At 27.3% G+C, this 24,009-nt stretch carries 22 protein-coding genes, 1 pseudogene and 1 riboswitch; all 23 genes and pseudogenes read right to left on the minus strand.

Translation table 11 applies throughout. The features are described 5' to 3' along the window. Window positions 1-49: 49 nt before the first annotated feature. The 23 genes and pseudogenes from murJ to K0039_RS00415 all read right to left on the minus strand — a co-directional run bounded on the left by murJ (window position 50) and on the right by K0039_RS00415 (window position 23,786). On the minus strand, window positions 50-1,597 hold the full coding sequence (gene murJ, locus K0039_RS00310) for a murein biosynthesis integral membrane protein MurJ (RefSeq protein ID WP_228103066.1): 1,548 nt from the start codon (window positions 1,595-1,597) through the stop codon (window positions 50-52). A 10-nt stretch (window positions 1,598-1,607) separates the two neighbouring features. After that, window positions 1,608-2,207, minus strand: a complete 600-nt coding sequence (locus K0039_RS00315; protein ID WP_228103067.1) for a DedA family protein — start codon at window positions 2,205-2,207, stop codon at window positions 1,608-1,610. 212 nt (window positions 2,208-2,419) lie between these two features. Next, window positions 2,420-3,625 carry an MFS transporter gene (locus K0039_RS00320; protein ID WP_228103068.1) on the minus strand — a complete coding sequence of 402 codons (1,206 nt, stop codon included), beginning with the start codon at window positions 3,623-3,625 and terminating at the stop codon, window positions 2,420-2,422. A 63-nt stretch (window positions 3,626-3,688) separates the two neighbouring features. Next, entirely contained in the window at window positions 3,689-3,823 is a 135-nt protein-coding gene (locus K0039_RS21870) for a hypothetical protein (protein WP_265589381.1), read from the minus strand. A 3-nt stretch (window positions 3,824-3,826) separates the two neighbouring features. After that, window positions 3,827-4,813 carry a S41 family peptidase gene (locus K0039_RS00325; protein WP_228103069.1) on the minus strand — a complete coding sequence of 329 codons (987 nt, stop codon included), beginning with the start codon at window positions 4,811-4,813 and terminating at the stop codon, window positions 3,827-3,829. A 230-nt stretch (window positions 4,814-5,043) separates the two neighbouring features. Beyond that, window positions 5,044-5,604 (minus strand): hypothetical protein, encoded by a 561-nt coding sequence (locus K0039_RS00330; protein WP_228103070.1) that lies wholly within the window; start codon window positions 5,602-5,604, stop codon window positions 5,044-5,046. Window positions 5,605-5,839: 235 nt separating this feature from the next. Further along, window positions 5,840-6,205, minus strand: coding sequence for a hypothetical protein (locus tag K0039_RS00335; protein ID WP_228103071.1), 366 nt, complete (start codon window positions 6,203-6,205; stop codon window positions 5,840-5,842). A gap of 72 nt (window positions 6,206-6,277) precedes the next feature. Continuing rightward, window positions 6,278-6,457 (minus strand): annotated as a pseudogene (locus K0039_RS00340) (helix-turn-helix transcriptional regulator); the annotation flags it as partial. Window positions 6,458-6,615: 158 nt separating this feature from the next. Further along, window positions 6,616-7,047, minus strand: a complete 432-nt coding sequence (locus K0039_RS00345; RefSeq protein WP_228103072.1) for a hypothetical protein — start codon at window positions 7,045-7,047, stop codon at window positions 6,616-6,618. A gap of 104 nt (window positions 7,048-7,151) precedes the next feature. Continuing rightward, window positions 7,152-8,105 (minus strand): DUF3997 domain-containing protein, encoded by a 954-nt coding sequence (locus K0039_RS00350; protein ID WP_228103073.1) that lies wholly within the window; start codon window positions 8,103-8,105, stop codon window positions 7,152-7,154. A gap of 3 nt (window positions 8,106-8,108) precedes the next feature. Then, window positions 8,109-8,267 (minus strand): hypothetical protein, encoded by a 159-nt coding sequence (locus tag K0039_RS00355; RefSeq protein WP_228103074.1) that lies wholly within the window; start codon window positions 8,265-8,267, stop codon window positions 8,109-8,111. 107 nt (window positions 8,268-8,374) lie between these two features. Further along, window positions 8,375-8,914 carry a DUF7010 family protein gene (locus K0039_RS00360; RefSeq protein ID WP_228103075.1) on the minus strand — a complete coding sequence of 180 codons (540 nt, stop codon included), beginning with the start codon at window positions 8,912-8,914 and terminating at the stop codon, window positions 8,375-8,377. Between the two features lie 544 nt (window positions 8,915-9,458). Next, window positions 9,459-14,441 (minus strand): DUF4132 domain-containing protein, encoded by a 4,983-nt coding sequence (locus tag K0039_RS00365; protein ID WP_228103076.1) that lies wholly within the window; start codon window positions 14,439-14,441, stop codon window positions 9,459-9,461. A 4-nt stretch (window positions 14,442-14,445) separates the two neighbouring features. Next, the gene (locus tag K0039_RS00370; protein WP_228103077.1) at window positions 14,446-14,859 is read right to left on the minus strand and encodes a hypothetical protein; all 414 of its coding nucleotides are present in this window, start codon (window positions 14,857-14,859) and stop codon (window positions 14,446-14,448) included. Window positions 14,860-15,057: 198 nt separating this feature from the next. Beyond that, window positions 15,058-15,558 (minus strand): GNAT family N-acetyltransferase, encoded by a 501-nt coding sequence (locus K0039_RS00375; RefSeq protein WP_228103078.1) that lies wholly within the window; start codon window positions 15,556-15,558, stop codon window positions 15,058-15,060. A gap of 15 nt (window positions 15,559-15,573) precedes the next feature. Next, window positions 15,574-16,029: a MarR family winged helix-turn-helix transcriptional regulator gene (locus K0039_RS00380; protein WP_228103079.1), complete on the minus strand. Its 456-nt coding sequence runs from the start codon at window positions 16,027-16,029 to the stop codon at window positions 15,574-15,576. A 113-nt stretch (window positions 16,030-16,142) separates the two neighbouring features. Then, the gene (locus tag K0039_RS00385; RefSeq protein WP_228103080.1) at window positions 16,143-16,664 is read right to left on the minus strand and encodes a GNAT family N-acetyltransferase; all 522 of its coding nucleotides are present in this window, start codon (window positions 16,662-16,664) and stop codon (window positions 16,143-16,145) included. A 38-nt stretch (window positions 16,665-16,702) separates the two neighbouring features. Beyond that, window positions 16,703-17,128 (minus strand): VOC family protein, encoded by a 426-nt coding sequence (locus tag K0039_RS00390; protein WP_228103081.1) that lies wholly within the window; start codon window positions 17,126-17,128, stop codon window positions 16,703-16,705. Window positions 17,129-17,302: 174 nt separating this feature from the next. Then, window positions 17,303-18,613: an MATE family efflux transporter gene (locus K0039_RS00395; RefSeq protein WP_228103082.1), complete on the minus strand. Its 1,311-nt coding sequence runs from the start codon at window positions 18,611-18,613 to the stop codon at window positions 17,303-17,305. A 162-nt stretch (window positions 18,614-18,775) separates the two neighbouring features. Then, the gene (locus K0039_RS00400) at window positions 18,776-19,483 is read right to left on the minus strand and encodes a B3/B4 domain-containing protein (RefSeq protein ID WP_228103083.1); all 708 of its coding nucleotides are present in this window, start codon (window positions 19,481-19,483) and stop codon (window positions 18,776-18,778) included. 58 nt (window positions 19,484-19,541) lie between these two features. Beyond that, a riboswitch (guanidine-I (ykkC/yxkD leader) is annotated at window positions 19,542-19,636 on the minus strand. A gap of 85 nt (window positions 19,637-19,721) precedes the next feature. Then, on the minus strand, window positions 19,722-20,558 hold the full coding sequence (locus tag K0039_RS00405; RefSeq protein ID WP_228103084.1) for a CPBP family intramembrane glutamic endopeptidase: 837 nt from the start codon (window positions 20,556-20,558) through the stop codon (window positions 19,722-19,724). 252 nt (window positions 20,559-20,810) lie between these two features. Further along, the gene (locus tag K0039_RS00410; protein ID WP_228103085.1) at window positions 20,811-22,163 is read right to left on the minus strand and encodes an APC family permease; all 1,353 of its coding nucleotides are present in this window, start codon (window positions 22,161-22,163) and stop codon (window positions 20,811-20,813) included. Between the two features lie 270 nt (window positions 22,164-22,433). Beyond that, the gene (locus K0039_RS00415; protein ID WP_228103086.1) at window positions 22,434-23,786 is read right to left on the minus strand and encodes an APC family permease; all 1,353 of its coding nucleotides are present in this window, start codon (window positions 23,784-23,786) and stop codon (window positions 22,434-22,436) included. Between the last annotated feature and the right edge of the window lie 223 nt (window positions 23,787-24,009).

Raw genomic sequence — 24,009 nt, forward strand, 5'->3', positions numbered from 1 at the left:
ATCAATTAAACAACTGTTAATTGGTTATAAATATTAGATTAAAGTTTTATTAATTTTTTTTAATCTTTTCTTTTACTTTATCTATAATTAAATTAACTTCATCTACCTTAAGAACAATTATACTTAATCCATATACAATTGCTCCTGCACCTACAGATAAGGCTAAAGTAATTGCTTCATTTATAAATCCACTTCCTAGTATATTTCCTAAAAACTTATATACAACCAATGTAACTATAGCCATCATTGCAGCTGAAAGTATTGATTTTAACATTACTATTAATATTGATTTTCCACCAAATGGTCCAATCTTTTTTCTTAGACTAATAAATAATAATGTTATTGTAATAAGGGCTGATATACTAGTGGCAAAGGCAAGACCAGCCAATTGCATATTTGTGAACTTTACAAAAAGTAAATTTAATACTATATTTGTAAACATGGCAATAATACCATTTGTCATAGGTGTTTTTGTATCTTGTAGAGAATAAAATACCTTTCCTAATATATCTCTAAGACCAAATCCTATCATACCAATAGAGTAAAATACTAGAGCAATTGCTGTCATATGAGTTGCCCTTGCATCAAACTCTCCCCTTTGAAAAAGAAGTTTAACTATAGGATTTGCTAGTATTATTGCACCTACAGATATTGGTATAACCAACAAAGAAACAGTATTCACTGACGTTACTATTGATTTATTAAACTCTTTCTTATTATCTTCTGTTGATAGTTTAGATAATACAGGATATATTACAGATGAGATTGATACTATAAACATACCCATAACAAATTGGTTAAGTTTATTTGCATAATTTAATGCAGATATACTTCCTTCAACTAATGTAGATGCAATCGTTCTATCTACTATTGTGTTCATTTGGTTAACAGCAACACCTATTAATACGGGCATTATTAACCATAACATTTTTTTCATTTGTTCATCTTTAAAATCAACATAAGGTCTATATCTATATCCTTTTTTCATGGCAAAAGGAAACTGGAATAAAAATTGAAGTGATAAACCTATAAATGCACCCCAAGGTAAAAAATTGGGATTTATTTTTGCACTAGCTATTATCCCTACAATTATTAAAATATTGTATGGTATTGACATAAGACCTGGAATTACAAAGTTATCATTTACTTGTAAATAAGCCATCATTATATAGCTCATACCTAAAAATGTTATCCCAAGAATCATTACTCTTGTAAAGTATGTAGCTTGTCTAAGGGTTTCACCTTCAAAGCCTACTGCAAATAGTTTTACAATCTGTGGAGTAAATATAGCTCCTATTATTGAAAGTACTATACATATCATTACTACTATATTAAATACATTATTTGTATATTTTTTTGCACCATTTTCTCCCAATTTTGATTTTACATCACAATAAATTGGAATAAATGCCGTTCCAAGTGAAGTACCTATGGCTGTAAATATAACAGCTGGAATATTCATGGCTACTAAGAAAGCATCACTGGTACTTGATGCTCCATAAACTGAGGCTAGAGTTAATTCTCTACCAAATCCAAGTATTTTGGCCAATAAAGTTGCTACCATAAGACCTAGAGCTGCTTTTGCTACTTTTGACATATCTTCTCTCCTATTGATTCATCTTTTTTCTTTTTTTACTATAAAATATTGCTATTACTATAGCTAATAATATCCCCACAATTAATGAATAATTTTTAACCATATAAGCTATTAAAGATAAATTATCTCCAAGAATATAACCTAAAAATATTAGTATGGTGTTCCATATGCTTATACCTATAGTTGAATACAATATGAAAATACTTATATTCATTTTATTTATACCTGCAGGAATAGATATCACTGTTCTTGCTATAGGCACTACCCTTGCTAGCATAACAGATATTTTTCCGTATTTATCCATCCACCACATGGATGATCTAATTGAAGGCTGCGTTTTAGGATATTTTTTCATCATATGTTTTAGTAGAGGCTTTCCAAAATATAAGCCTAGTAAATAATTTGTAATACTGCCAACTATTCCTCCAGCAACTGACACCATAAGGGCTGAGGCAAAATCAACATTTCCTCTAGCTACCATTATACCTATAAATGGCAATACTACCTCACTAGGCAGTGGAAAGTTTGCATATTCAAGCATAACTACTAAAAATATACTTATTAATCCATATTGTTCAATTAGATTTTCTGCTAATATGTTAAAATCCAAATCTTACCCTCCTAAAATTCATCTAATTTCTTCCCTTATATTAATTTAAATCTTTTATATTAAAGTAATATGGAAAAAAGATTAAAATTTCATTAAAATTAACCAAATAAAAAGTGCCTATCTTTTTAGTGAGATACACACCTTTTTTCAAATTACTTATACATAATTGTACTTTTCCTGTAAAACCATCTAATAAATCATATTCTGTTCTATTAATCATTAACATTTTTTAAATTTTTAATCAAAAGCATTCCCATAGCACCAATAGCACAAATTGCTGTAATTATCATCCAAGCCACAAATATACCACAGGCATCAATTACATCTCCCATTATCATGGGGCCTAAAGCATATCCTGTACCTGCTATCATGGGGAAAATTGAACTTATCCTTCCCCTATGAGATGGAGGTGTATTATTTGCAATAAATGCTTGGGCATTTGTTGCTATAAGAACTTCACCAATAGTTAAAGCCAATGTGGCAGCAAAAAAAGATATTCTATAATATGCAAAAGCGTAGATGATAAAACTCAATCCATATAACATTCCACCAGCGCTCATAATATTCAAAGTTCTGTATTTTTTAGTCAAATAAGTTAATATAGGTGTAAAAGTTATTACTATAAGACCATTAAACCCACCTAAAAAACCATAAAGTCTAGCTCCATTGTCATTAAATAATTCCCCTAACTGAATAGGTAGTGTAAATACCCATTGACTATATGCAAATTGAAACAATAACATCATTAAAGGAAATAAAAAAAGTATGGGTCTTTTTAAAATAACACCTATTGTTGATCTTTTTATATCTTCTTCTTCACAGTCTAACACAACTTCCTTTTGTTTATTTGGTTCTTTTATATAAAATATAATTAACAAAAGTGCGACTACAGTTGTAACAGCATCACCTATAAAAATCAAAGGCAAATAATCTTTGTATAAAAATCCTCCAATAATAGGTCCTATGGAAAATCCTATGTTTACGCCCATATATAATAATGAATAAGAACTCTTTCTATTGCTTTCATTTGTTAAATATGCATTTAAGGCATCGTAGGCAGGCATTGAGATAGAATAAAAACAAGAAGATAGTATCATAAATTTAGCCGTTGTGATTGATAGTGGAATTATTCCACAAATTATTAGCATTATGATGCCCATTATCTGAAATATGGTTATTACCTTTTTTCTTCCTATGGTATCTGTTAGTTTCCCTCCTATAATTATACATGGCACTTGACATACTGCCATAAAAGTAACAAATTCACCAGCTTCTCCTGCACTCATCCCTAGTTTTTGCGTTAGTATTAAAGACATTAAAGGTTGAACAAATGCACCTAGTGCATTAACTATTTTCCCTAAAAATAATATGTATATTTCTCTTGGTAGGCCTTTGTAGGTACTTAATAGGTTTTTCATCTTACCACCCACTTATTTTCTAATCTTACTATTAAGTTTAGTTTATACGTGACTACCATACAATTATTTTTCTTCAAGTTTTAATACTTTTTTTATACATTTATCATGCTCAAATATATTAACTAAAGGATTTTCAACAACATAATCTGGCTTTGTTTTAAACTCTTCGTTACAAGTTCCATCAGATGTCACTCCCATATTTTAGGAAAATTTAAATATGTAGCCACTATTAGGCAACATTCCAAGAAGTGGGTCATAGCCGATTCCATCTCCACCTGTTGTTTCACCTATAAGTGTGGCAACCCCTGATTCTTTTGCAAAGGATGCAAGTGTTTCAGATGATGAATAAACTCCTTTATCAACTAATAAATATATATTTCCTTTAAAATTTATAGATTCTTCACTTGGCTCCACTTTTATAGTATTTTTGCAATAATATTTGAAATCTTTCTCAACTTCTGGAGGCAAGTTAGTGAAAGGTTTTGTATCTAAATCTTTTACTTCACCAAAATCATTTTCATATTTTAATTTTGATTTTTTTATAAAATTATTTAGCAAATAAAACATCCAGTAGCCACTATCTCCTCCACCATTTCCTCTTATATCAATAACCATAGCTTCGTAGTCCTTACATTTATCTAAATATTCATCAATTAGTTCAATATCCATATTCATACTGTAATAATTTATCATTTGAGGTATACGAATATATCCTATCTTTCCTTCCTCAATATCTTTAACAGAGGCATTTTTCACACCTTTTATTTCTTCATTTTTTCCTTCATCCACAACTGCTATTTTTTCATTTTTATCAACATTGTATCTAGCTAAGGCTTTTCTGTTGTTTATTACTGGTAGTTGAACTTTTTTCTGCCAACCTTCGTTCATAGTATAAAGTTCTCTAAGAAATCTAAATTGTTTAGAATTTGTAATCATATTTGTATGTCCGTTGTTTAATTCACTAAGCATATCATCTAAAACCATTAAAAACTCATAATCTGTCTCAGTGTTTTTTATTTTTTGCAAATATTCTTCTTTTTTACTTAGCCAATCCACATTGTTCAATCTTTTGTTTACTTCTAAAAAAGGATAATTTTCTTTTATTGTATCGTATAAATAATTAAAGTCCTCTATCTTCTTTTGCTCTGTTAATGATATGTCTGCATGTGTTTCACTGTTATAGATCAAAAATATAGTTCCAATTAATATTAAAAATACTATTGCAAATTTTTTAACCCTTTCACTTCATACCCCCTATTTTAATTGTTCTTTTATATATAAAAACAATAATATGTAATAAAGATTGTAGCATATTCACTGCTTCGTAGGCATTAATTTCACCATATTTAATTTCAAAAAAATAGGAGCTGTTTTAAATTTACTTTAATACAGTTCCTATTTTTTTGAGTATATAATTATTATTCTACATTATTTATTTTTAAATATATTACTAGTTCATAATTAGAGTTTTGATTAAAGATATTATCAATATTTGCACTCTCTATATTTTTTACTTTATCACCTTTTATATATCCTATAATTGGTGATTCTTCCTTAGTAGTTAGTTTTTTCTTTGCTTCAATTCCAAATAAAGCTATTCCAGAACTATTTGTTTTAAAAAAATCGCAATCAACTTCGCAAAATGTTGATTCACCTATTGATATTTTAATTTTTTCATTTTCTTCATATACACTTAAGTTAAGTTCATTTGTATTCTTATCCAAATCCAAAGTTCCATTGTACAAACTTTCTTCTTTCAAAAATTCCCCCTTTTTAAATTCTTTTAAGTATAAACTAATCTTGTATTTTCCTTTATTAATATTCTTTATATAATAATCCAAGCCCATTCCACTCACATTTTGTTCATTTAAATAATTTGCATCTATAGTTATTTCATCACTTATATTATTAGATTTACATCCTACTAAAAAAATAGTTACTACAAACACATAGCTTAACAATAATATATATTTTTTCATATATCCCCCTTAAAATCATTTAGAATTTATAATTACCAATACCGCTCATTTTCTCTTATATCTTCAACAAAATTATATAGAAGCCCTTCTGCTTCCTCAAATTTTGCTTGTTTTCAACTTTTGCTTTTTATTTTAATCAACATCATATTTTTTAAATTCAATATTATTGAATGTTATAAAATATTATATTACAGCACAAAAAAAGTAGCTCATTTTGAACTACTTTATATAAATATTAATCTCTTTCACTTATCTCTTTTGTAATTAAATATTTTGAAATATACATGGCTTTTATAATTTTTGTTAGCCTAGTATGATTTCCTGTACCTTCCACTGCTTTTATCTTTGCTTTTTCACATTTGCTGATAATTGATGAAACTGGAGCCATAGCTTTTTCCATCTCTTCCTTTGTATATTTCTCTTTAATATTTTCTTCTTCTATTAATGATTTTGATATATACAATGCTTTTATCCTATTTTTAAGAAGTGTATGTTGTGATGTACCTTCTTCAAATTTTGGATGCATCTTTTCACAGTTTTTTATAGATGATGTTACAACATTTAATGCTTCTTTTAATTCTTCTTTTGTATATTTGTCCATATTATTTCACCTCAAATTCCTACATACTTGTGCATACTTATAAAATCATAATATATATTGGATTTAATTTCTCTAATCAAAATAAAACAATTCTTCAAATTTTTTATCAAGTGCTATACATAAAATTAATGCTAACTTTGCAGTAGGATTAAACTGCCCTGTTTCAATAGAGCTAATTGTATTTCTTGAAACACCAACCATTTCTGTAAGTTGACTTTGCGAAAGTTTCTTTTCTCCACGAGATTCTTTTAATCATAAAAAATCACTCTATCATAATATTTGGTATATACTCTGATAGAGTGGTTTCATTAAGCTCAACTAAAAATTACTATTTATCAAATAGTATCAAACGTTTCTTTATTTCGCATTAGATTAATATTGCTCACTGTAACTATTCGATAAATTGGAATTTATCGATTATTATAATAAGTTATAATAATATGTGTTATGCCAAAAAGTATTGCTGATAAGATTAATAATACTTTTCCTTGTATTATTCCACTTAGTAAAAATAGTATCGTTGGAATAATAGCAAGTAGTATTGCTTTTTCGATTGACGCCTTTTGAAAATATAAAAACCATACAAAGCAATATAATATTGATAATACAGCGATTGAAGACACATATAAAACCTTTCCTTTAGTAAACCAATAACCATAATCTAATAATGGTATATTAAAAATCATTAAACCCATTGACCCAAATCTTCCTATCTGCTCAATAAGTTCAACTACCTTATTATTATATTTACTTTCAAAATTTTTCTCTTTCATTGCAAATATAACATTAGGTATCATAATTATTATCATAGCAATTAATCCATATATATTTAACCAAGCCATTTACATATCTCCTTCACAAATTCCTGTTTATCTATATGATATCGGAAATGCCGCTACTTCGCATTATATAACTATTGCGTACTTAATTAATTAAAAATTTTTACCTAAAATGATATTGAAAAATAAAGAAAATATGGAATATTGAATATAGCAAATAATAATGCTATTTTTTTTATTTGTTTTTGATCTATATATTTATTTTTGTATACTTCTTTTAACGAAAATCTATAAACAAATAAATAATTCATTATACCTATTATGATTATAAGCATTAATAAAAAAATCAAAGAATATATGTTATCAAAAGGATTTGTTGCAATTGCTAATGATTCTTTTATTATAAAATATATTGTTTTATTTAGATTTTCAAAGTCATCAATAAACATAGGAATACGCATTATAACAATACCAATCAATTGTGATAACCAAGTTGAAAAACATATTTTAAAACTCGATAGTTTATAAATATTCTTTATTTCTTTCAAATTCATTTTCATTACTTTTAAAATAATAACTAATATTATTGAATTAAAAATAAAATTAAATGGCAATACTAACACCCATAAAAAAGGAAATATACCAAAAATTTCAATTAACAAAATCTTTTCTGGTAGATCATGATCTTGTTCATATTCATCTAAGTCTTTAAGTTCTATGCTTGACGGGATATTTAATTTATTTTTTTCTTTATCAAATTCAATATTTGTCAAAGGTCCATATTTAACTACTTCCTTAGTATCTATTATGTAATATACATTTAAATTAGTCTTTGCAACTATATATCTATTTTTATCATGTCCTACTTGCACTACATATTCATTCTCATCATCTACTTTGTCTTCATCAAACTCTTTAAATTCTTTTTCACTATCTACTGAAGGTATTTTTATTCCATCAAAATCACTGTCTTCAGGATAAATAATTATATCCTCTGCTGAGCTTCGAATTACTCTATATCCATTTATTAACTCTATTTCATAATCCCCTAGACCTGCACACCCTACCATAATTAAACCCATCAATAAAACACTTATTAATTTCAAATTCTTTTTTATCATATATTACTCCCCCTCTGCAAATCCTCCTGTTGTTTTACTTCCAGAAACTAGGTATACTTTTCCTTCCGATGTAATATCGTGCTCTGAAATTGCTTGTGTAGGTAGATTAATAGTTAAATCTTCTCTTAATATAATTTTCCCACCCTTATTCATCTGTGGCATTATATCACTTCCCTTTAACTAAATTTTGTATTACTAACTCGTAATATATAGCTATTGTTCATTTCGCTTCATTTTACGAGTTTCTACTTACCTATCAATCAGCTAAATTAGAACTCAAACTTCAATTTTTTATTTTCAAAAATTAAACATATGCAAAAAATTATTTCAAATAATATCATCATAATAGCGAGAATAACTGGTGTAAAATTAAGACCTACAAGTAATGCTGATATTGGAATAATAACAGATAAAACAAAATATGTTTCTGATTTATACAACCAACCAAAAGGCATAAGATGAGCTCCAAAAATTATTGCCATAACCATTAACATTTTGTCTGGTATGGTAGGGTATATCCACATGGGAATAAGTAAGTATACTATTTGATTTACTGAAAATAATACGCCTAAACTGGTCAAGGGATTTTCCTTATTTTGAAAATCCACTTTAATTACTTTTGAAATAACATATGAAATTGGTAATAATGGTGCTGTACAAATAAATGTAAATAAATTTTTAGTCAATATGTTCATTGATGACATATGTACAAGTAAAATTGCTCCCCATATAATAACTGAAGCGATAATAATATGAAGCCCTCTCTTTTGCTTTATTGCACAGTCCAACCTTAACTCATCTAAATTCATTTTCCCCTCCTAAAATTCTAATTTTTTCTTTAATACATAATTTAAAACCATATTTATACTTTTATTTATATTAATTATAGCCTAACATAATAAAAATTTTAGATTTTGATTTTAATGGTATTTAATATTCCATTACAAATAACTCTATCTTAACTTTATAATATTTACTAAGATAGAGTCATTTCAAATTTATTAATATTTCATATTTTAACCTAAAACTATGTTTAAAGATGTTGTTTAAATTTAACCTAATTAGAGAGGGAAAATATCCCTCTCTTTGGTATGTAGCAAAATGGTAGTGTATTACTTTTTATTATTTTTATAATATCTTACACCAATATATCCAATTACAATTGCTACTACAACTACAAAGTAAATCCAAGGAAAAGTTTCAATACCCATACTTATTCCCCCCTTTTTTATTAATAATTAAATAGCATAGATTTTATAGTGTATAATATATATACCAATTTTACCCTAAATATATAACCATCTATGTTATATATCCCTTTTTAAACTTCCTCGTTCTATCTATTAATAATTTTTAATCAATATTTTTTATCTGATCAAGTATATATGGGTCTTTTATCTTTTTATCCTGTGCAAACAAAACTATCTTTGACATAATCTCTGCACTTTTTGGATCTTCATCTATAAATGGTAAGAAAATCTTTCCTCTATGACTAGAATGCACTGCCACCACATTTATTGCACTTCCTCCAATTTGATGAACAACTCCACTTCCTAGATGAACAGAATACTCTCCCCTATCTCCTTTAACTATGGCAAATCTATCTTCAAATATTACGTTATCAAGTTTGAATAATTCTAAATTAAATTTAAATATTTCTCTTCTCATTTCTATGGTAGACATACTAGTTTGAGGATCTACTCCGCCAACATGAGCCACACTTACGGCCAAGTCAGTATCACGCATAACTTCACTAAATATAATATCTGGAACCTCATTTATTTTTATAGGTTCAAAAGTCTTTCTATTATAAAAAGTTACACCTTCAAGAGTCGGAGCTTCTATGTCACTTGGACTGAACCAATCTGCCACTGCATATATGCTTGATACAATGTTTTCTTTGTAGTAAATCTTTTGCAGTCCATCTTCATAATCACAAATCCAATCTCTACTTTTTAAAGTTGACACTGTTTTTCTAGTTTGAATTTGATTTCCTGCATATCTTAAGCTGGTGTCTTTGTTAAGTTCATCAGAAGTTTTCACATATAGTTCTCTAAATACTTGTTTAAACGGCTGTTTTATTTTATTTTCAAATATGTACTTTTGGTATTTATGTAAAACTTCATTTTTATATAAATCATAAACATGAGCCACTCTTATGCTCTCTTTGTCATCTAACTTAAATTCTGTTCCTTCAAAATTTTCAAGTCCATTTTCACATATAAATCCTAAAGCTTCATTATTATTTATAAAAACTAAGTTCCTTAAAATAGGATTAACCACTGGATTATTTATTAGATTTTTTATTTCTTCAAAATAAAATTCTTCTTTATTTTCCATTGCATCTTCCATCATTTTTCTAGTTCTTCTGTATTGTTCTTTTAAAGCTTTGTCTTTTTCTTTTAATGTGATTATGTAATCATGTTTTTTATATTTTGCTGGTATAGCTTTCAACTTTTTATCATTTTTCACACATTCTATGTCACTTTTACCATTTTCATCTATGATCATTTTTAATGAAATATCATCTATTATTTTTTCTTCAAAATACTCATTCATACTTTCCATTAGTTTATTTTCCATATTTAAAATAAGTCTCATAGAATCATTAAACCCGCTGTTAATAGCTAGATTTCTAATTGCCATTTCACAGGTTGTTTTTTCACTGGCTCTTCTTTGGGCACCAAATTGTTTACTTTCTTTTAAAAACTGATTTATATATTCATATCTTTGAAGTAAATCTTCTTCATTTTCCAAAGGAATAAGGCTATAAGCTAGTAATAAATCCTTATTTCTTTTATCAATTACTTTATTTTTTATTTCTTCTTTGTTCAGTTTCCCTGTAACTGCATCGGCAAAATGTCTAGCTCTTGTATGTTTTGCTCCATCAGTAATATATTTTGCAGCTTCATATAGCATTTTGAAGTTTTCTTCACCAAGGCTTTCATAACATTCTCTAAACCAAGTTATATCAAAAGCTCCACTTCTAAGTTCTTCTATTTCCAGTGGTGTGTATTTTTTAATCATTGCAACTGCTTTATCTTCTATATATTCGTCGTTCATATGAGCATAGAAATAATAAACGCCCTTTTTTAAATCCTTCAGTTGTAGATAATCAGATATTATATCTATCCAGTCTAGATTATACATAACTGCTTCTATTAATCTTTCTTTGCTTATGTTTGTGTTTTCCAAGTACTTTGCTAAATTATCTTTGTTATCAGTTTTTAATGGTTTACATATTTTTAGAAGATAACTTAAAACTTCTTTTCTTGAATTTATTTCAGAGTAATAATAGTAATCTCTAACTAGTTTATCATTACCTAAAGCTTTTAATATTCGTACAAATTTTTCGCTGGAAAATATAACTTTTATATTATTTATAATTTTAGAAAAGTCTGTAGGACTCTCTCCTCTATTTAGCTCCACATTCAAAATTGCATCTGTTATTTTTGTATATATAGGATAAATCAGATCAAATCTTTCTTCTTTAAAGTACTTTTTATATATTTCATATTCATCATCTAAATATCTTTTGTTACTTGAATCGTACAAGAAGTCTACTATTTTACTAAGTAAATTTAAATTTTGTTTAAATGGTAATTCTTCAAATAAAGCTTTGTATATGTCTTCTTCTTTTATTAATCCAATTTCATGTAATTTAATATAATCAAATATATTAGTTAAACTTTTAATTTCATATTCATCACATAATGTTTTAAATTTATATAACCTGTCTATTTTATATCTAAGCAAAAAGCTATCTAAATATTCTTTGTCACTTTCAAAACAATCAAGTCCTCTAGCAAGTACTTTCATTTTCTCCAATGACATAAACTGACTGTTAACTTTTTCATTTAAATTTACTAAAGCTTTTTTAGACATTTCAAATAAAAGTTTTTTATCTAAATAAGTTTCATATAGTACATCTATAATAAACACTATGGAACGTCTATATTTTACTTCACTTATATCTATATAAGGATTTTTCCCCAGTAAATTTTCTATTATATGAGCAGATCTCTTATATAATCCAAGTCTTTTAATTTCTCTTGTTGCATATAATTTTAGGTTCATTAATTTTTCGAAATTTCCTATATTTTCATTATAAAAATCAACCCATAAATCTCTATATGGAAGTCTTTCAACAGGTACTTTGTCATCATCATAATCCATGTAATCTATATCATTTCCTAAAATTTCTTCACATCCATATAAGTTTTTATATGACTTTGTTTTATTTTTTTCTATAACTAAAGATAATTTTTTAATAATCAATAAAGCTTCTTCTTTTTCCATAGTAAATATTTCTTTTATGTCCCTATCCTCAGCTTCTATTTCCAGCTTCTTTACTTCATATTCCACTTTTGTCATATCCATATTTATTTTAGGATCATATAAGTTGTATTTATTATCAGGCTTAGGCTTTTTAATATTTAGTAGGGAATTTATTATTATTTCCTCTCTATCACTAGGACTTTCAAGTTTTAGCATTTTGTTTTTTACTTCATTATAAAACTTAAATCTATTTCTATCTTTTGATAATGATACTAATATATCAAGTCCTCCCATTCTCACATCTTCCTTAGACGACTTTAAAAGTCTATCTATGGATTCATTTAAATAATCATCATCAGCTTTCATCATCAAAACTGTAACATTTGCTCTTATCTCACCTGTTTTTCTAGTGTAGAATTTTTCTAATTTTTCAAAGTCCTCTTTTTCCAGATCCAACTTCTTTAAAGTTTTAAATGCTTTATTAAACGTATAGGGATCTCTATCGCCTACAATAGAAATTAAAGCTTCTCTTTGTTTTTTATTTTGTGGGTTTTTAAGTAATAAATCCACAAACTTGTCTCTTTCATAAGAATCTATATTTTTTATAATTGAACAACATTCATTTATTAACTTTTCATCATTTAATATATAAGTAATATTACAAATTATATAAGCTAGTGTAGACTTAGATAACTCTATTTTTTCATAAGGAAAACTTTCTTTTGCATAAACTTCTTTGGATTTTTTCATATTTTTAAATATTTTATATAAAATATTATACTGAGATCTTGCTTCTTCTTCATTTTTAAATAATTTATTTAAATAAGTCTTTCTATCTTCATCAGATAAATATTTACTTATTCCTTTTTCACGCTTTGTAAAGAAATAATATACACTGGAAATTTCACCTTTATAAAAGTCTAAGTAAGATGCAATTAACTTCAAATTATGAGAATATTTTTTGACTATTTTCTTACTACATTCATAGTTATATTCGCATAACTGTATCATTCTTAAATAATGAGAAATCCCTATTAATTTTTCTTCATCTCCATCTTCCATGAGTTCATTTGCAAATTTGAAAACATCTTTTAAATCATAAAACCCCATGGCCCAAAGTCCCACCATAAACTCTATAGCGTCTTTACTTTCTAAAAGTTCTTTAATAACGTTTTCATCTTTCAGTGACTTTAGCATAAGTGAACATATCTTAGGTACTACCCTATGTACATTTTCTTCTTCGTAAAGTCCTATCCATGTACAAACTGCACGTTTCACCGAAGAAAACCTTATCAAATCATTTTCATCAATTATTTCTAAAAGATAAATAAATGACTCACTTACACCACAATCCATGTTTTCACAAATTGCTTGTCTAACACCTTCTTGAAGTCTTGCTGCAAGTAAAAAATCTCCAATAAGTTTGTGCATCTTTTTATTATCACTTTTTATAATCCCTCTAATTATATCAACACTTACTATGTAAGTATTATTTTCAGAAAGTATTACTTCTTCTAATGTATTTTCCAATTCTTCATTATTAAAATCTAAAGTGGCGGCTATTAAATCATCTACCTTTAAATTGTCTTTTAAAAACTCTCTTACACCATCGCTTACTTCATTTTTAATTATATCTATCAAAGGATACTCTACGAATGAGAATTTACTAAAATTACACATTATACGAAATACTTCACCAATCTTTGGTCCATAATCGCTAATTCTCATACTTATTCTGTAATAACTATCACCCAGTTGAAATTTATTTAACTTATCAATTATATGAAGGAATTTATCTTGTAACTTCTCTTCCACAAACAAATCAAGTATTATCTTATTTTCATCTCTAAATATATCACTTGGTTTTTCATAAATATTATTTTTGAATTTTTCTATGATAGTACTTTCTAAATTATCGTCACTTCTACTACTCCAATACTCAGTACAATAGGAATTATATATTCGTCTGCAAATCTTTTGATGTTTTTTATCCATATTTGCTATTTTTTTATTAATTTCTTCTTTATGTTGCTTTCTTATTTTATCTGATTGTTCCATATTATCACCACATTCCTCCACTTAACATTGTCATTTTTATAAAAGTTATATTGCTATTTTCTTTTAAATTTATTTTTTCATCTAAGTTTTTTAGCTCTTCATCCTCTAGAAATATCCTCACTATTTCATCTTCAAAGGACAACAAAGCATTTTCAATGGCACTTTGTAAGTCAGGAAGTCTATCATCAAAGTCACTATTGTTTGCTACTTTTCCTACCTGTGCTTTATCCTTTATTTCGTTTAACTCTAAGTAATCTATTAATTTTTCTTTTTCCTCAACGTAATTTTTTACTGAAGTTTTCACTACTTCTGTTATTAATTCCCTCGTAGTTTTTGGAGTATTTTCCAAATGAAACTCTTTTTTTTCTATTTTTTTATTTCTACCCCCAATTTTCTTTAAATTTACATAAATAACCATTTCCTCATATCCCTCTCCTTGCTTTCAAATCTCTTTCTTTCATATAATCTCATATTTATAAGCATTACTTAATTACAATTTTACTATATAGTAACAGTTTCTAAAACACTATTTTACAACTATTTTAAATCAACAAAAAAAAGGATAGAAAGATAACTTAATAGTTTCTTCTATCCTTTTATAACAACATTATTAGCTTTACTTTTTTAATAATTTATCATAGCAATAGAATGGTTTTTCTTTTCCTAGAAAACTCATTTCTCCCACAAGATTAAAGCCACATTTTTTAAACAAAGAATTCATTTTTGTATTTGTTGAATAAGTATCTGTTTTTAAATATACAACATTATTTTCTAGGGCTAATTCTTCTGCAAAATTCATTAACTTGGTAGCTACTCCCTGCTGTCTATGATTAGTGTTAACTGCCATTCTGTGTATTACCATGGCTTTATTTTTAGATCCCCAGCTTAAATCTTCATATTCTATTGGCTCTATATAGTTAATACAGATGAACCCTTTTATTTGACCATCTTCATCTTGTACATATAAATCTCCACTTTCTACATCTTCTGTAAAATCTTTAGCTTGAGGATAATTTTCATCCCATTGAGTATTATTGTAAGTTTTCATTTCTTTCACTGTTGATTTTATTATATCCATTATATTATTTACATCATTTAAACTAGCTTTTCTTATCATTTTAAATTCTCCCTCTTACCTTTTTTTATTTTTCCAATCTTCTTCTATATTTTTGCTCATTCTTTTTACTAACTTATTTACTACTATTTTTTCTTCTTTTGCAAATCCCTCTAAACAGACTTCTATATTTTTGTTTTCTTCTTCAATTATCAGATTGTATACTTCAAGCGACTTTTCTGTAAGAAACAATTTATATCCTCTTTTATCTGTTTCGTCTTGTTTCTTATCTACATATCCAGCTTCAATTAATTTTTGAACTGCTTTTGTTGTTGTAGTTTTATCTACTTTTAACATGTTTGATAAGTCTACAAAGTTAATGCCAGGATTCTCACATATCCTAGTCAAAAAAATAAACTGCCCTTTTTGTAATTTTAGCTCTTTGTATTTTATATCACTTATAGAATGTATTGCTCTAGATAAACTACCTATTTCTCTTAGTATGTCATTAGTTAATTTTTCTATTTTGTTCATCCTCCTCAAATTAGTTGAAAATTCAACTAATTACATTATACAAGGATATAGTTGAACTTTCAACTATATCCTTCGTAAATTTATTAACATATGTGTTTTTAAAATTTATTATTTTACTTATATAAATCTAATTCATAATAAGATAAATTTGCTCCAAAATGTTCTTGCATCCCTTTATATTGAAATCCAACTTTTTCAATAACATTACGAGACTTTCTATTATCAGGATATGCTATTGCTATTAACTTTTTTAAGTCAGTCTTGGTTTTAGCAAATTCAATTGCAGCTTTTGCAGATTCAGTAGCATAACCATTTCCCCAACTTGTTGGATCAAAAGCATATAGTAATTCTACGTCCTTAGTATTATCAATATTTTTTAATCCGCAATGTCCAATAAGATCATTGTTCTCTTTATTTATTACAGCCCATACACCATAATTGTTCTGTATCCAGTGATTTCCAATGACTTCAATCGTTTTTTTAACATCATCGTAACTTTTTCTTTTCCCTGTTCCTAACCACTTGGTAACCTGCTCTTGTTTTAAAATATTATAATAATTATTCAAATCATCTTTACTAAATCTTCTTAAAATTAATCTTTTTGTATGAATCTCATTTACTTTTTCAATACACATTTTAATTCACCTTCCATACTGTTATATAATTTTAATAACTAGAATTTTACTCTTTTATGCATTGGATGATTTTCTTTAAACTGAACTAAATCCCATAAGTTACCGTACAAATCTTTGAAAACAGCAACAGTTCCATATTCCTGTTCTTTAGGATCTCTAACAAATTCTATTCCTAACTTTATCATTTCATTATAATCACGCCAAAAATCATCAGTTCCTAAGAAAAGAAAAACTCTTCCCCCAGCTTGATTTCCTATAAAAGGCTCTTGTTCCTCTTTTGATGCTTTTGCAAGTAAAATTGTCGTTCCATTTGAACCAAGTGGAGATACTACTACCCATCTTTTATCTTGCTCAGGTTGGTATGTATCTTCTATTAATGTAAAATGAAGTTTTTGAGTATAAAATTCTATTGCTTCATCATAGTCTTTTACAACTAAAGCAATATGCACTATTGATTGAATCATTTTCTAATCCTCCTTCTTAAGCTATAAACAATTAATAACTTCTTAATTATATATTATATTAGAATAATTATTTTTTCACATTAAGTTATTCTTTTGATATATATTAATCTTTTTCATTAATTAATAATAGCAACTACTTTGGAATGTCCCAAAATAGTTGCTACTTTTAATTTTTTATACAACTTCTTTATACTTATTTTTCATCTTAATTAAGAATATGCTACTTATAATAAACACCACTAATTCAGTTATTACAAAAGAATACCAAATACCATCCATTTTAAAGATAATACTTAAAAATAAAACAGTAGGGATAAGGATTAAAGCACTTCTTAAAATAGATATAGTCATACCTTGTTTTGCATTTGATATTGAACTAAAGAATGCAGAAGATACTATATTAATTCCAGCAAATAAGTAACCTAAAAAGTATATTTTCATTCCTTGTGAAGCTATAATCATAAGTTTCATGTTGTGTTCACTATTAAATATAGCCACAATTTGATTTGTAAAAATATAAACAGTTGTATAAATTAAAACCGCAAATATTATAGTAGTTGTCATCGAGTAGCGTAAAATACGATTTACCAACATCATATCTCCCTTACCATAATACTCACTAGACAAGGGTTGGATTCCCTGAGATATTCCTGTAAATATGGATGTAGCAATAAGTGCCACATTTGCTACTATACCATATGCTGCTACACCTGTGTTTCCATCAATTCTTAGTATAATTAGATTAAATGTTATTAAAGATATTGCTGACGTCAGTTCTCCAATAAGTGATGAAAGTCCTAATGTCATAATATGATATATCTTTGAAAATAATATTTTACTTTTTACAAAATGAATGTTTTGATTTTTCTTAATAAAATGTATTGATAATATACATAAACTTATTATTGGTGAAAGTGATGTTGCCAATGCTGCCCCAAAAATCCCCATTGAAAAAGGAAACATAAAAACATAATCTAAAATTATATTTGCCAAACTACTAGTAAGCATGGCTATCATTGATAATTTAGGATTATTGTCATTACGAATAAAAGCCAGCAAAATATTGTTACAAATAAAAAATGGCGCAAATAACATTATGGTAGCCAAATAAGTCTTCGTCAATGAAAGTGTTGCTTCATCTGCACCTAGCAATGTACTTAATTCTTTTGCAAAGAAAGCACCTAACAATACAAATATAATAGACATTATTCCACCCAAATATAATGACTGAGTAAATGATGTATTATTACTGATCTTTTGTTGTTCATTAATCGAATAGTCAGTTGCGCCACCAATACCTATCATCAGTCCAATACCCTGTATAATACTAAAAACAGGTATTGAAAAGTTTAGTGATGCAAGACCTACAGTTCCAAGAGACTTGGAAACAAACAATGTGTCTGCAAGAATATAACATGAAATACCTATCATTCCCATAACATTTAAACTAACATACTTCATAAATTTAATTTTTAATTCTTTCATATTGCCTCCTAATAAAAAAGTATCAAAGCACTCCTTCTAAGACCTACGGAGAACCTTGATACATTCTTATACTCACCCGGTGGTGAATAATTATGATATTTTATTTTACTAATAAATTTATTAATTCTTTTGAAATTTCTTCATATCTTTCATCTTACAAAACTACATTATTGATATTTCTTTATTATTAACATCCATAATTGAAATCTTATATGTTCCACCTAAATTATCTTGAACTGTTTTTGCCAAGTCTTCTAAGGCATTTTCAAATTCTTTTACTCTATTTTCATCAACTAGTTCTATACACAAAAAAGCATTTTTTGTATTTTCTGTTATCATAGTTCTTACTGATTCACGCCAATTCCAACATCTACAAATGGTACCTTCATCATCTTTATATATTATTTCTCCTTCATATGGTGGTGTACTTTCATTTGAGCCTAAAGTAACAAATTTTTCACTACCAACTGCTTTGGTTAATCTTACATCTCCAGAAAATGTATCTATATCTTCACCTCCACAAGGCAGGGCATATTTTAGTGATATAGAATTATAAATATCAACTAAAGGATTTATTGTACCTATATGATATCCATTATAAACTATTTTTAATAATGCTTCTATAGAGGTTCTCACCACCTTTTTAGTTTTAAATTTTTTAAAAGCATCTCTCCATACTTTTATAACTTCATTGCTACTAAATTCCTCATTTGATAAATATTTTAAAGATTCTATTTCTGAATGTATAATCATCTCTTTATATTTAATTTCATCTTTTATACTGTTATCAATATTATAACAAGTTATTATACCTATCTTTGCATTTGGAAATAAATCACAAAAATCTTTTTCAATTATAAATTTTTTCATGAAATTATTCCTCCTTAAAAATAGTAATAAAAAAAGCCATAGGAATATTATTAAAAATATCTCCCAGGCTTTTATCCTTCCGTGTACACAATAACTGTGCGTTTTCTCTCGGACCAGCCAGTCATAAACTGCGGAACCCTAGAAAACTAAAATATAAAATTGAATTATATTGAAATCTTATCACAATATTAATATTAAATCAATTATATTTTTTTCATATATTAACATTAAGAGAAAACTATGAAATTTGTAATCTATCTCTATTAGTTTTTAAATACTGCTTATTTGTAATAATAAATCTAATAAATATTATTAATGTTATAGCTGTTAAAATTGTACCTACAACAAAGTTCATTTTAATATCAAAACTTGTTATAACAATTATTTTCTCATTTAAACTTCCATTAAAATAACTTATACTTGTAAAAATTCCTGCTAATAAATTGTTTACAACATGAACTGCCATTGGCACTAATAAGTTATTATATTTTATGTATAATAAACAACAAGCTACACCAAAGACTATAGCTCCTAATACACCTAAAAACTCATGCCCAATACCAAAAATCGAAGATGATATAATTGCAGAAATAATAAAGCTAAATCTCATATTTAATCTTTTAAAAACAATTCTTCTAAAAATTATTTCCTCTAAAAGAGGGGCTATTATTACTATAGAAATTAGGAATATTAACAATTCTGTATTATTAGTTGGGTTTCCAAAAGTATCATTTGCCACCTCTAAAGCTTTATTTTTATCAGTAATTGATACAAATCCTAAACTTAAATTAGAAAGGCCTATTGATAAAAATATCTGAGTTGCTACTACTATTATTATTTCTTTTATACTAGCAACTTTCTTAAAGTTATTAAACCTTTCTTTTGCTAATTTTATACCTACTCTACCTGATATTAAGGTAACCAGCAATACTGATAAAGATAAAATAAATGACAATTGTAAATCATTCATTTCTGGTATACCTTTTAAAAATGAATATATTATTACACCAAATGTAACTAAAAATGTAGTTCCAAGATAAATCAAAATCATTTTCCAAATTTTAATTTCTTTCATTATTTTCCCCCTATGCCTCTTACTTTTAAAATAATTTCTTGTAAGTTACTTTCACACCATAATTTTACTATAAAATATATTCTCATTCTACTTTATAAATATATCTTAAGATAATTTATTCTTATAATTTCTGTCTAATAATAAAAAGGATAGTACAATAACTTTAAAAATTTAAGTTATCACAACTATCCTTTTATTTGTAACCGTTTACATTTATGGGTCTATTCTATTCTTCGTTTACATTTATAAAGTCTATCCTATTTTTTCAGTTCCAAAATCCTTTACTCTTAATTTATCAAAATAATTATATATAGGTAAACCTAGTAAAGTTACTATAATACTACCAATTGCCAATGCTCTATTAAATGAACCTGCAAAAAATAATTGATTAATTAGTACAAATAATCCTCCACACATTGCAATAATAGGTATTAAAGGATACATTGGCACTTTATAAGGTCTATGTAAATTTGGGTTATTTTTTCTAAGTTTTATCACTCCATAAAAAGTTAACACATAGAAAGCCCACACAGAAAACATTGCTAAATCTGTAAGTAAATTAAATTGACCTGATATTGAGTACACAATTGAAATTGCTATGATAACACCTATTGAATATGAAGGAGTATCTTGTTTGTTAAGTTTTTTTATAAATTTACTTCCTGGCACCAATTCTTTCACACCTAAAGTGTATAAAGGTCTTGAACCAGTTAAAATATATCCATTAGCACATCCAAATAATGATATTAATATACCACATGTTATTAATTTCCCACCTGTTGGTCCTAGAATAACTTCGGCAACTGCAGAAGCTGGAGCGTCATAAGTTGCTAATTCACTTGCTGGCAATACACAAAGATATGATATATTTATTATAACATATACTGCCATTACAACAGATAAACCACCAACAATAGCCCTTGGTAAATCTTTACCTGGATTTTTCATTTCACCAGCTATAGCCCCTACGTTTATCCATCCATCATAAGCAAATAATACAGCTATCATAAGTTGGCCCATTATGCTCATAGGAGATAATCCTTCTCCAATCATTGGAGTCATTATAGATGCTGAAGATGGATTTCCTTTAACAAAACCTAATACGATTAATATAACTAGAGGTATTAGTTTGCAGACTGTAGATACTGTTTGTATTATACCACTAGTTTTTGAACCTAAATTATTCATAAAACCTAAAAATACCATTACACCTATTGTAAAAGGTAAACTTAATGAAGGATTAGCAAATAAATAAGCAACTTGCTGTCCAAACATTACTGATATAGCTGCTATCATTGCTGGAAAAAACAATAAACTTTGCATCCATCCAGTTAAAAAACCTAATTTTTCCCCATAAATTTCTTCTATGTATACCATCATACCACCTGTTTTAGGTATTGCTGCTGATATTTCAGCTGCCGTTAACCCACCAGCTATTGTAAGTACACCGGCTAATATCCAGGCTAAAATTCCCAGTCCCGGAGCTCCCCCTGTTAAGGTATAAACTGCTTGGGATTTAAAAAATACTCCACCTCCAATAACCGTACCAATAACTGTCGATAGTGCTGCTGACAGACCTAGATTTTTTTGTAAATTTTGTTCCATAACTATTCCTCCCTTTTTAATTGCAAACAATAATTATAATCACACCATATTTGCCATAGCTATAAAAAACATTACTTGATTATTGTAGTACAAAAAAACGTTTTCGCAATACTTTTAAAATTAATCAAAATTTTCACACATTTTTAAATTGATACATTTTTTGATAGTTTGTTTTCATATCATTCGTAATAATAAAAAAAATAGCAGTGATAACTTTAATAATTTAAGTTATCACTACTATTTTTTCGCTTGAAGTAGCTTTTATTTAATTTATACTATTTTTTTAGATCCGTGACCCTTTTCTTTTAATTTATTAAAATAATTATATATAGGTAAACCTAGTAAAGTTATTACAATACTACCAATTGCCATTCCTCTATTAAATGAACCTGCAAAGAATAATTGGTTTATAATTACAAATAATCCACCACTCATTGCAAGAATAGGTATAAAAGGATACATTGGTACTTTGTAAGGTCTATGTAAATTGGGGTTATCTTTTCTAAGTTTTATTACTCCATAAAAAGTTAATACATAGAAGGCCCATACAGAAAACATAGCTAAATCTGTCAGTAAATTAAATTGCCCTGATAAAGAGTATATAATTGAAATTACAACTATAACACCTATTGCATATGCAGGAGTATCTTGTTTATTAAGTTTTTTTATAAATTTATTTCCAGGTATTAATTCTTTAACACCTAAAGTATATAAAGATCTTGAACCAGTTAAAATATATCCGTTAACACATCCAAATAATGATATTAATATACCACACGTAATTAGTTTTCCTCCTATTGGCCCTAGAATAACTTCAGCTACTGCAGAGGCTGGAGATTCAAAAGTTGCTAGTGTGTTTGCAGGTAATACACAAAGATAAGCTATATTTATTATAATATATACTGACATTACAGCTGTTAATCCACCAACTATCGCTCTTGGTAAATCTTTTCCTGGGTTTTTCATTTCACCTGCTATCGCTCCAACGTTCATCCATCCATCATAAGCAAATAATACAGCTATCATAAGTTGTCCAACTATTCCCATAGGAGATACTCCTTCTCCTACCATTGGAGTCATTATAGATGCTGAAGATGGATTTCCTTTTACGAATCCTAATATCATTAGTATAATCAGAGGTATTAATTTACAAATTGTTGATACTGTTTGTATTACACCACTAGTTTTTGAACCAAGGTTGTTCATAAAAGCTAAAAACACTATTACACCTATTGTAAAAGGTAAGCTTAGTGATGGATTTCCAAATAAGTAAGCAACTTGTTGTCCAAACATTACTGATAAGGCCGCTATCATTGCTGGGAAAAATAATACACTCTGCATCCACCCAGTTAAAAATCCTAATTTTTCACCATAAATTTCTTCTATGTATACCATCATACCACCTGTTTTAGGTATTGCTGCTGATACTTCGGCTGCTGTTAATCCTCCAGCTATTGTAAGTATCCCTGCCAAGATCCATGATAGAATTCCAAGACCCGGAGCTCCTCCAGTCAAAGTATAAACTGCCTGAGGTTTAAAAAATACTCCTGCTCCTATAACCATACCAATAACTGTTGATAACGCTGCTGAAAGTCCTAAATTCTTTTGTAAATTTTGTCCCATAATTTTGCCTCCCTTTTCACATGCAAATAATATTAGTTATGATTTTGCGTTCATTTTCATAAGTATGAAAAAATCATTCCTTGATTATTGTAATACAAAAAAACGTTTTCGCAATACTTTTTAAAATAAATTATTATTTTTATGTATTTAAAAATATTTATTATAGGTAATTTAGTTTTTAACTTAATTATCTAAGATATTTTTCCATGGAATATATAATTTT

Source organism: Terrisporobacter mayombei (genome assembly GCF_020748465.1).
Taxonomy (GTDB): domain Bacteria; phylum Bacillota; class Clostridia; order Peptostreptococcales; family Peptostreptococcaceae; genus Terrisporobacter; species Terrisporobacter mayombei.

Coding starts and splice junctions, on each gene's coding strand:
- murJ (WP_228103066.1), bottom strand. CDS start 1,597: ATGTCAAAAGTAGCAAAAGCAGCTCTAGGTCTTATGGTAGCAACTTTA.
- K0039_RS00320 (WP_228103068.1), bottom strand. CDS start 3,625: ATGAAAAACCTATTAAGTACCTACAAAGGCCTACCAAGAGAAATATAC.
- K0039_RS21870 (WP_265589381.1), bottom strand. CDS start 3,823: ATGGGAGTGACATCTGATGGAACTTGTAACGAAGAGTTTAAAACAAAG.
- K0039_RS00330 (WP_228103070.1), bottom strand. CDS start 5,604: ATGAAAAAATATATATTATTGTTAAGCTATGTGTTTGTAGTAACTATT.
- K0039_RS00335 (WP_228103071.1), bottom strand. CDS start 6,205: ATGGACAAATATACAAAAGAAGAATTAAAAGAAGCATTAAATGTTGTA.
- K0039_RS00345 (WP_228103072.1), bottom strand. CDS start 7,047: ATGGCTTGGTTAAATATATATGGATTAATTGCTATGATAATAATTATG.
- K0039_RS00350 (WP_228103073.1), bottom strand. CDS start 8,105: ATGATAAAAAAGAATTTGAAATTAATAAGTGTTTTATTGATGGGTTTA.
- K0039_RS00355 (WP_228103074.1), bottom strand. CDS start 8,267: ATGCCACAGATGAATAAGGGTGGGAAAATTATATTAAGAGAAGATTTA.
- K0039_RS00360 (WP_228103075.1), bottom strand. CDS start 8,914: ATGAATTTAGATGAGTTAAGGTTGGACTGTGCAATAAAGCAAAAGAGA.
- K0039_RS00365 (WP_228103076.1), bottom strand. CDS start 14,441: ATGGAACAATCAGATAAAATAAGAAAGCAACATAAAGAAGAAATTAAT.
- K0039_RS00370 (WP_228103077.1), bottom strand. CDS start 14,859: ATGGTTATTTATGTAAATTTAAAGAAAATTGGGGGTAGAAATAAAAAA.
- K0039_RS00375 (WP_228103078.1), bottom strand. CDS start 15,558: ATGATAAGAAAAGCTAGTTTAAATGATGTAAATAATATAATGGATATA.
- K0039_RS00380 (WP_228103079.1), bottom strand. CDS start 16,029: ATGAACAAAATAGAAAAATTAACTAATGACATACTAAGAGAAATAGGT.
- K0039_RS00385 (WP_228103080.1), bottom strand. CDS start 16,664: ATGTGTATTGAAAAAGTAAATGAGATTCATACAAAAAGATTAATTTTA.
- K0039_RS00390 (WP_228103081.1), bottom strand. CDS start 17,128: ATGATTCAATCAATAGTGCATATTGCTTTAGTTGTAAAAGACTATGAT.
- K0039_RS00395 (WP_228103082.1), bottom strand. CDS start 18,613: ATGAAAGAATTAAAAATTAAATTTATGAAGTATGTTAGTTTAAATGTT.
- K0039_RS00400 (WP_228103083.1), bottom strand. CDS start 19,483: ATGAAAAAATTTATAATTGAAAAAGATTTTTGTGATTTATTTCCAAAT.
- K0039_RS00405 (WP_228103084.1), bottom strand. CDS start 20,558: ATGAAAGAAATTAAAATTTGGAAAATGATTTTGATTTATCTTGGAACT.
- K0039_RS00410 (WP_228103085.1), bottom strand. CDS start 22,163: ATGGAACAAAATTTACAAAAAAATCTAGGTCTGTCAGCAGCACTATCG.
- K0039_RS00415 (WP_228103086.1), bottom strand. CDS start 23,786: ATGGGACAAAATTTACAAAAGAATTTAGGACTTTCAGCAGCGTTATCA.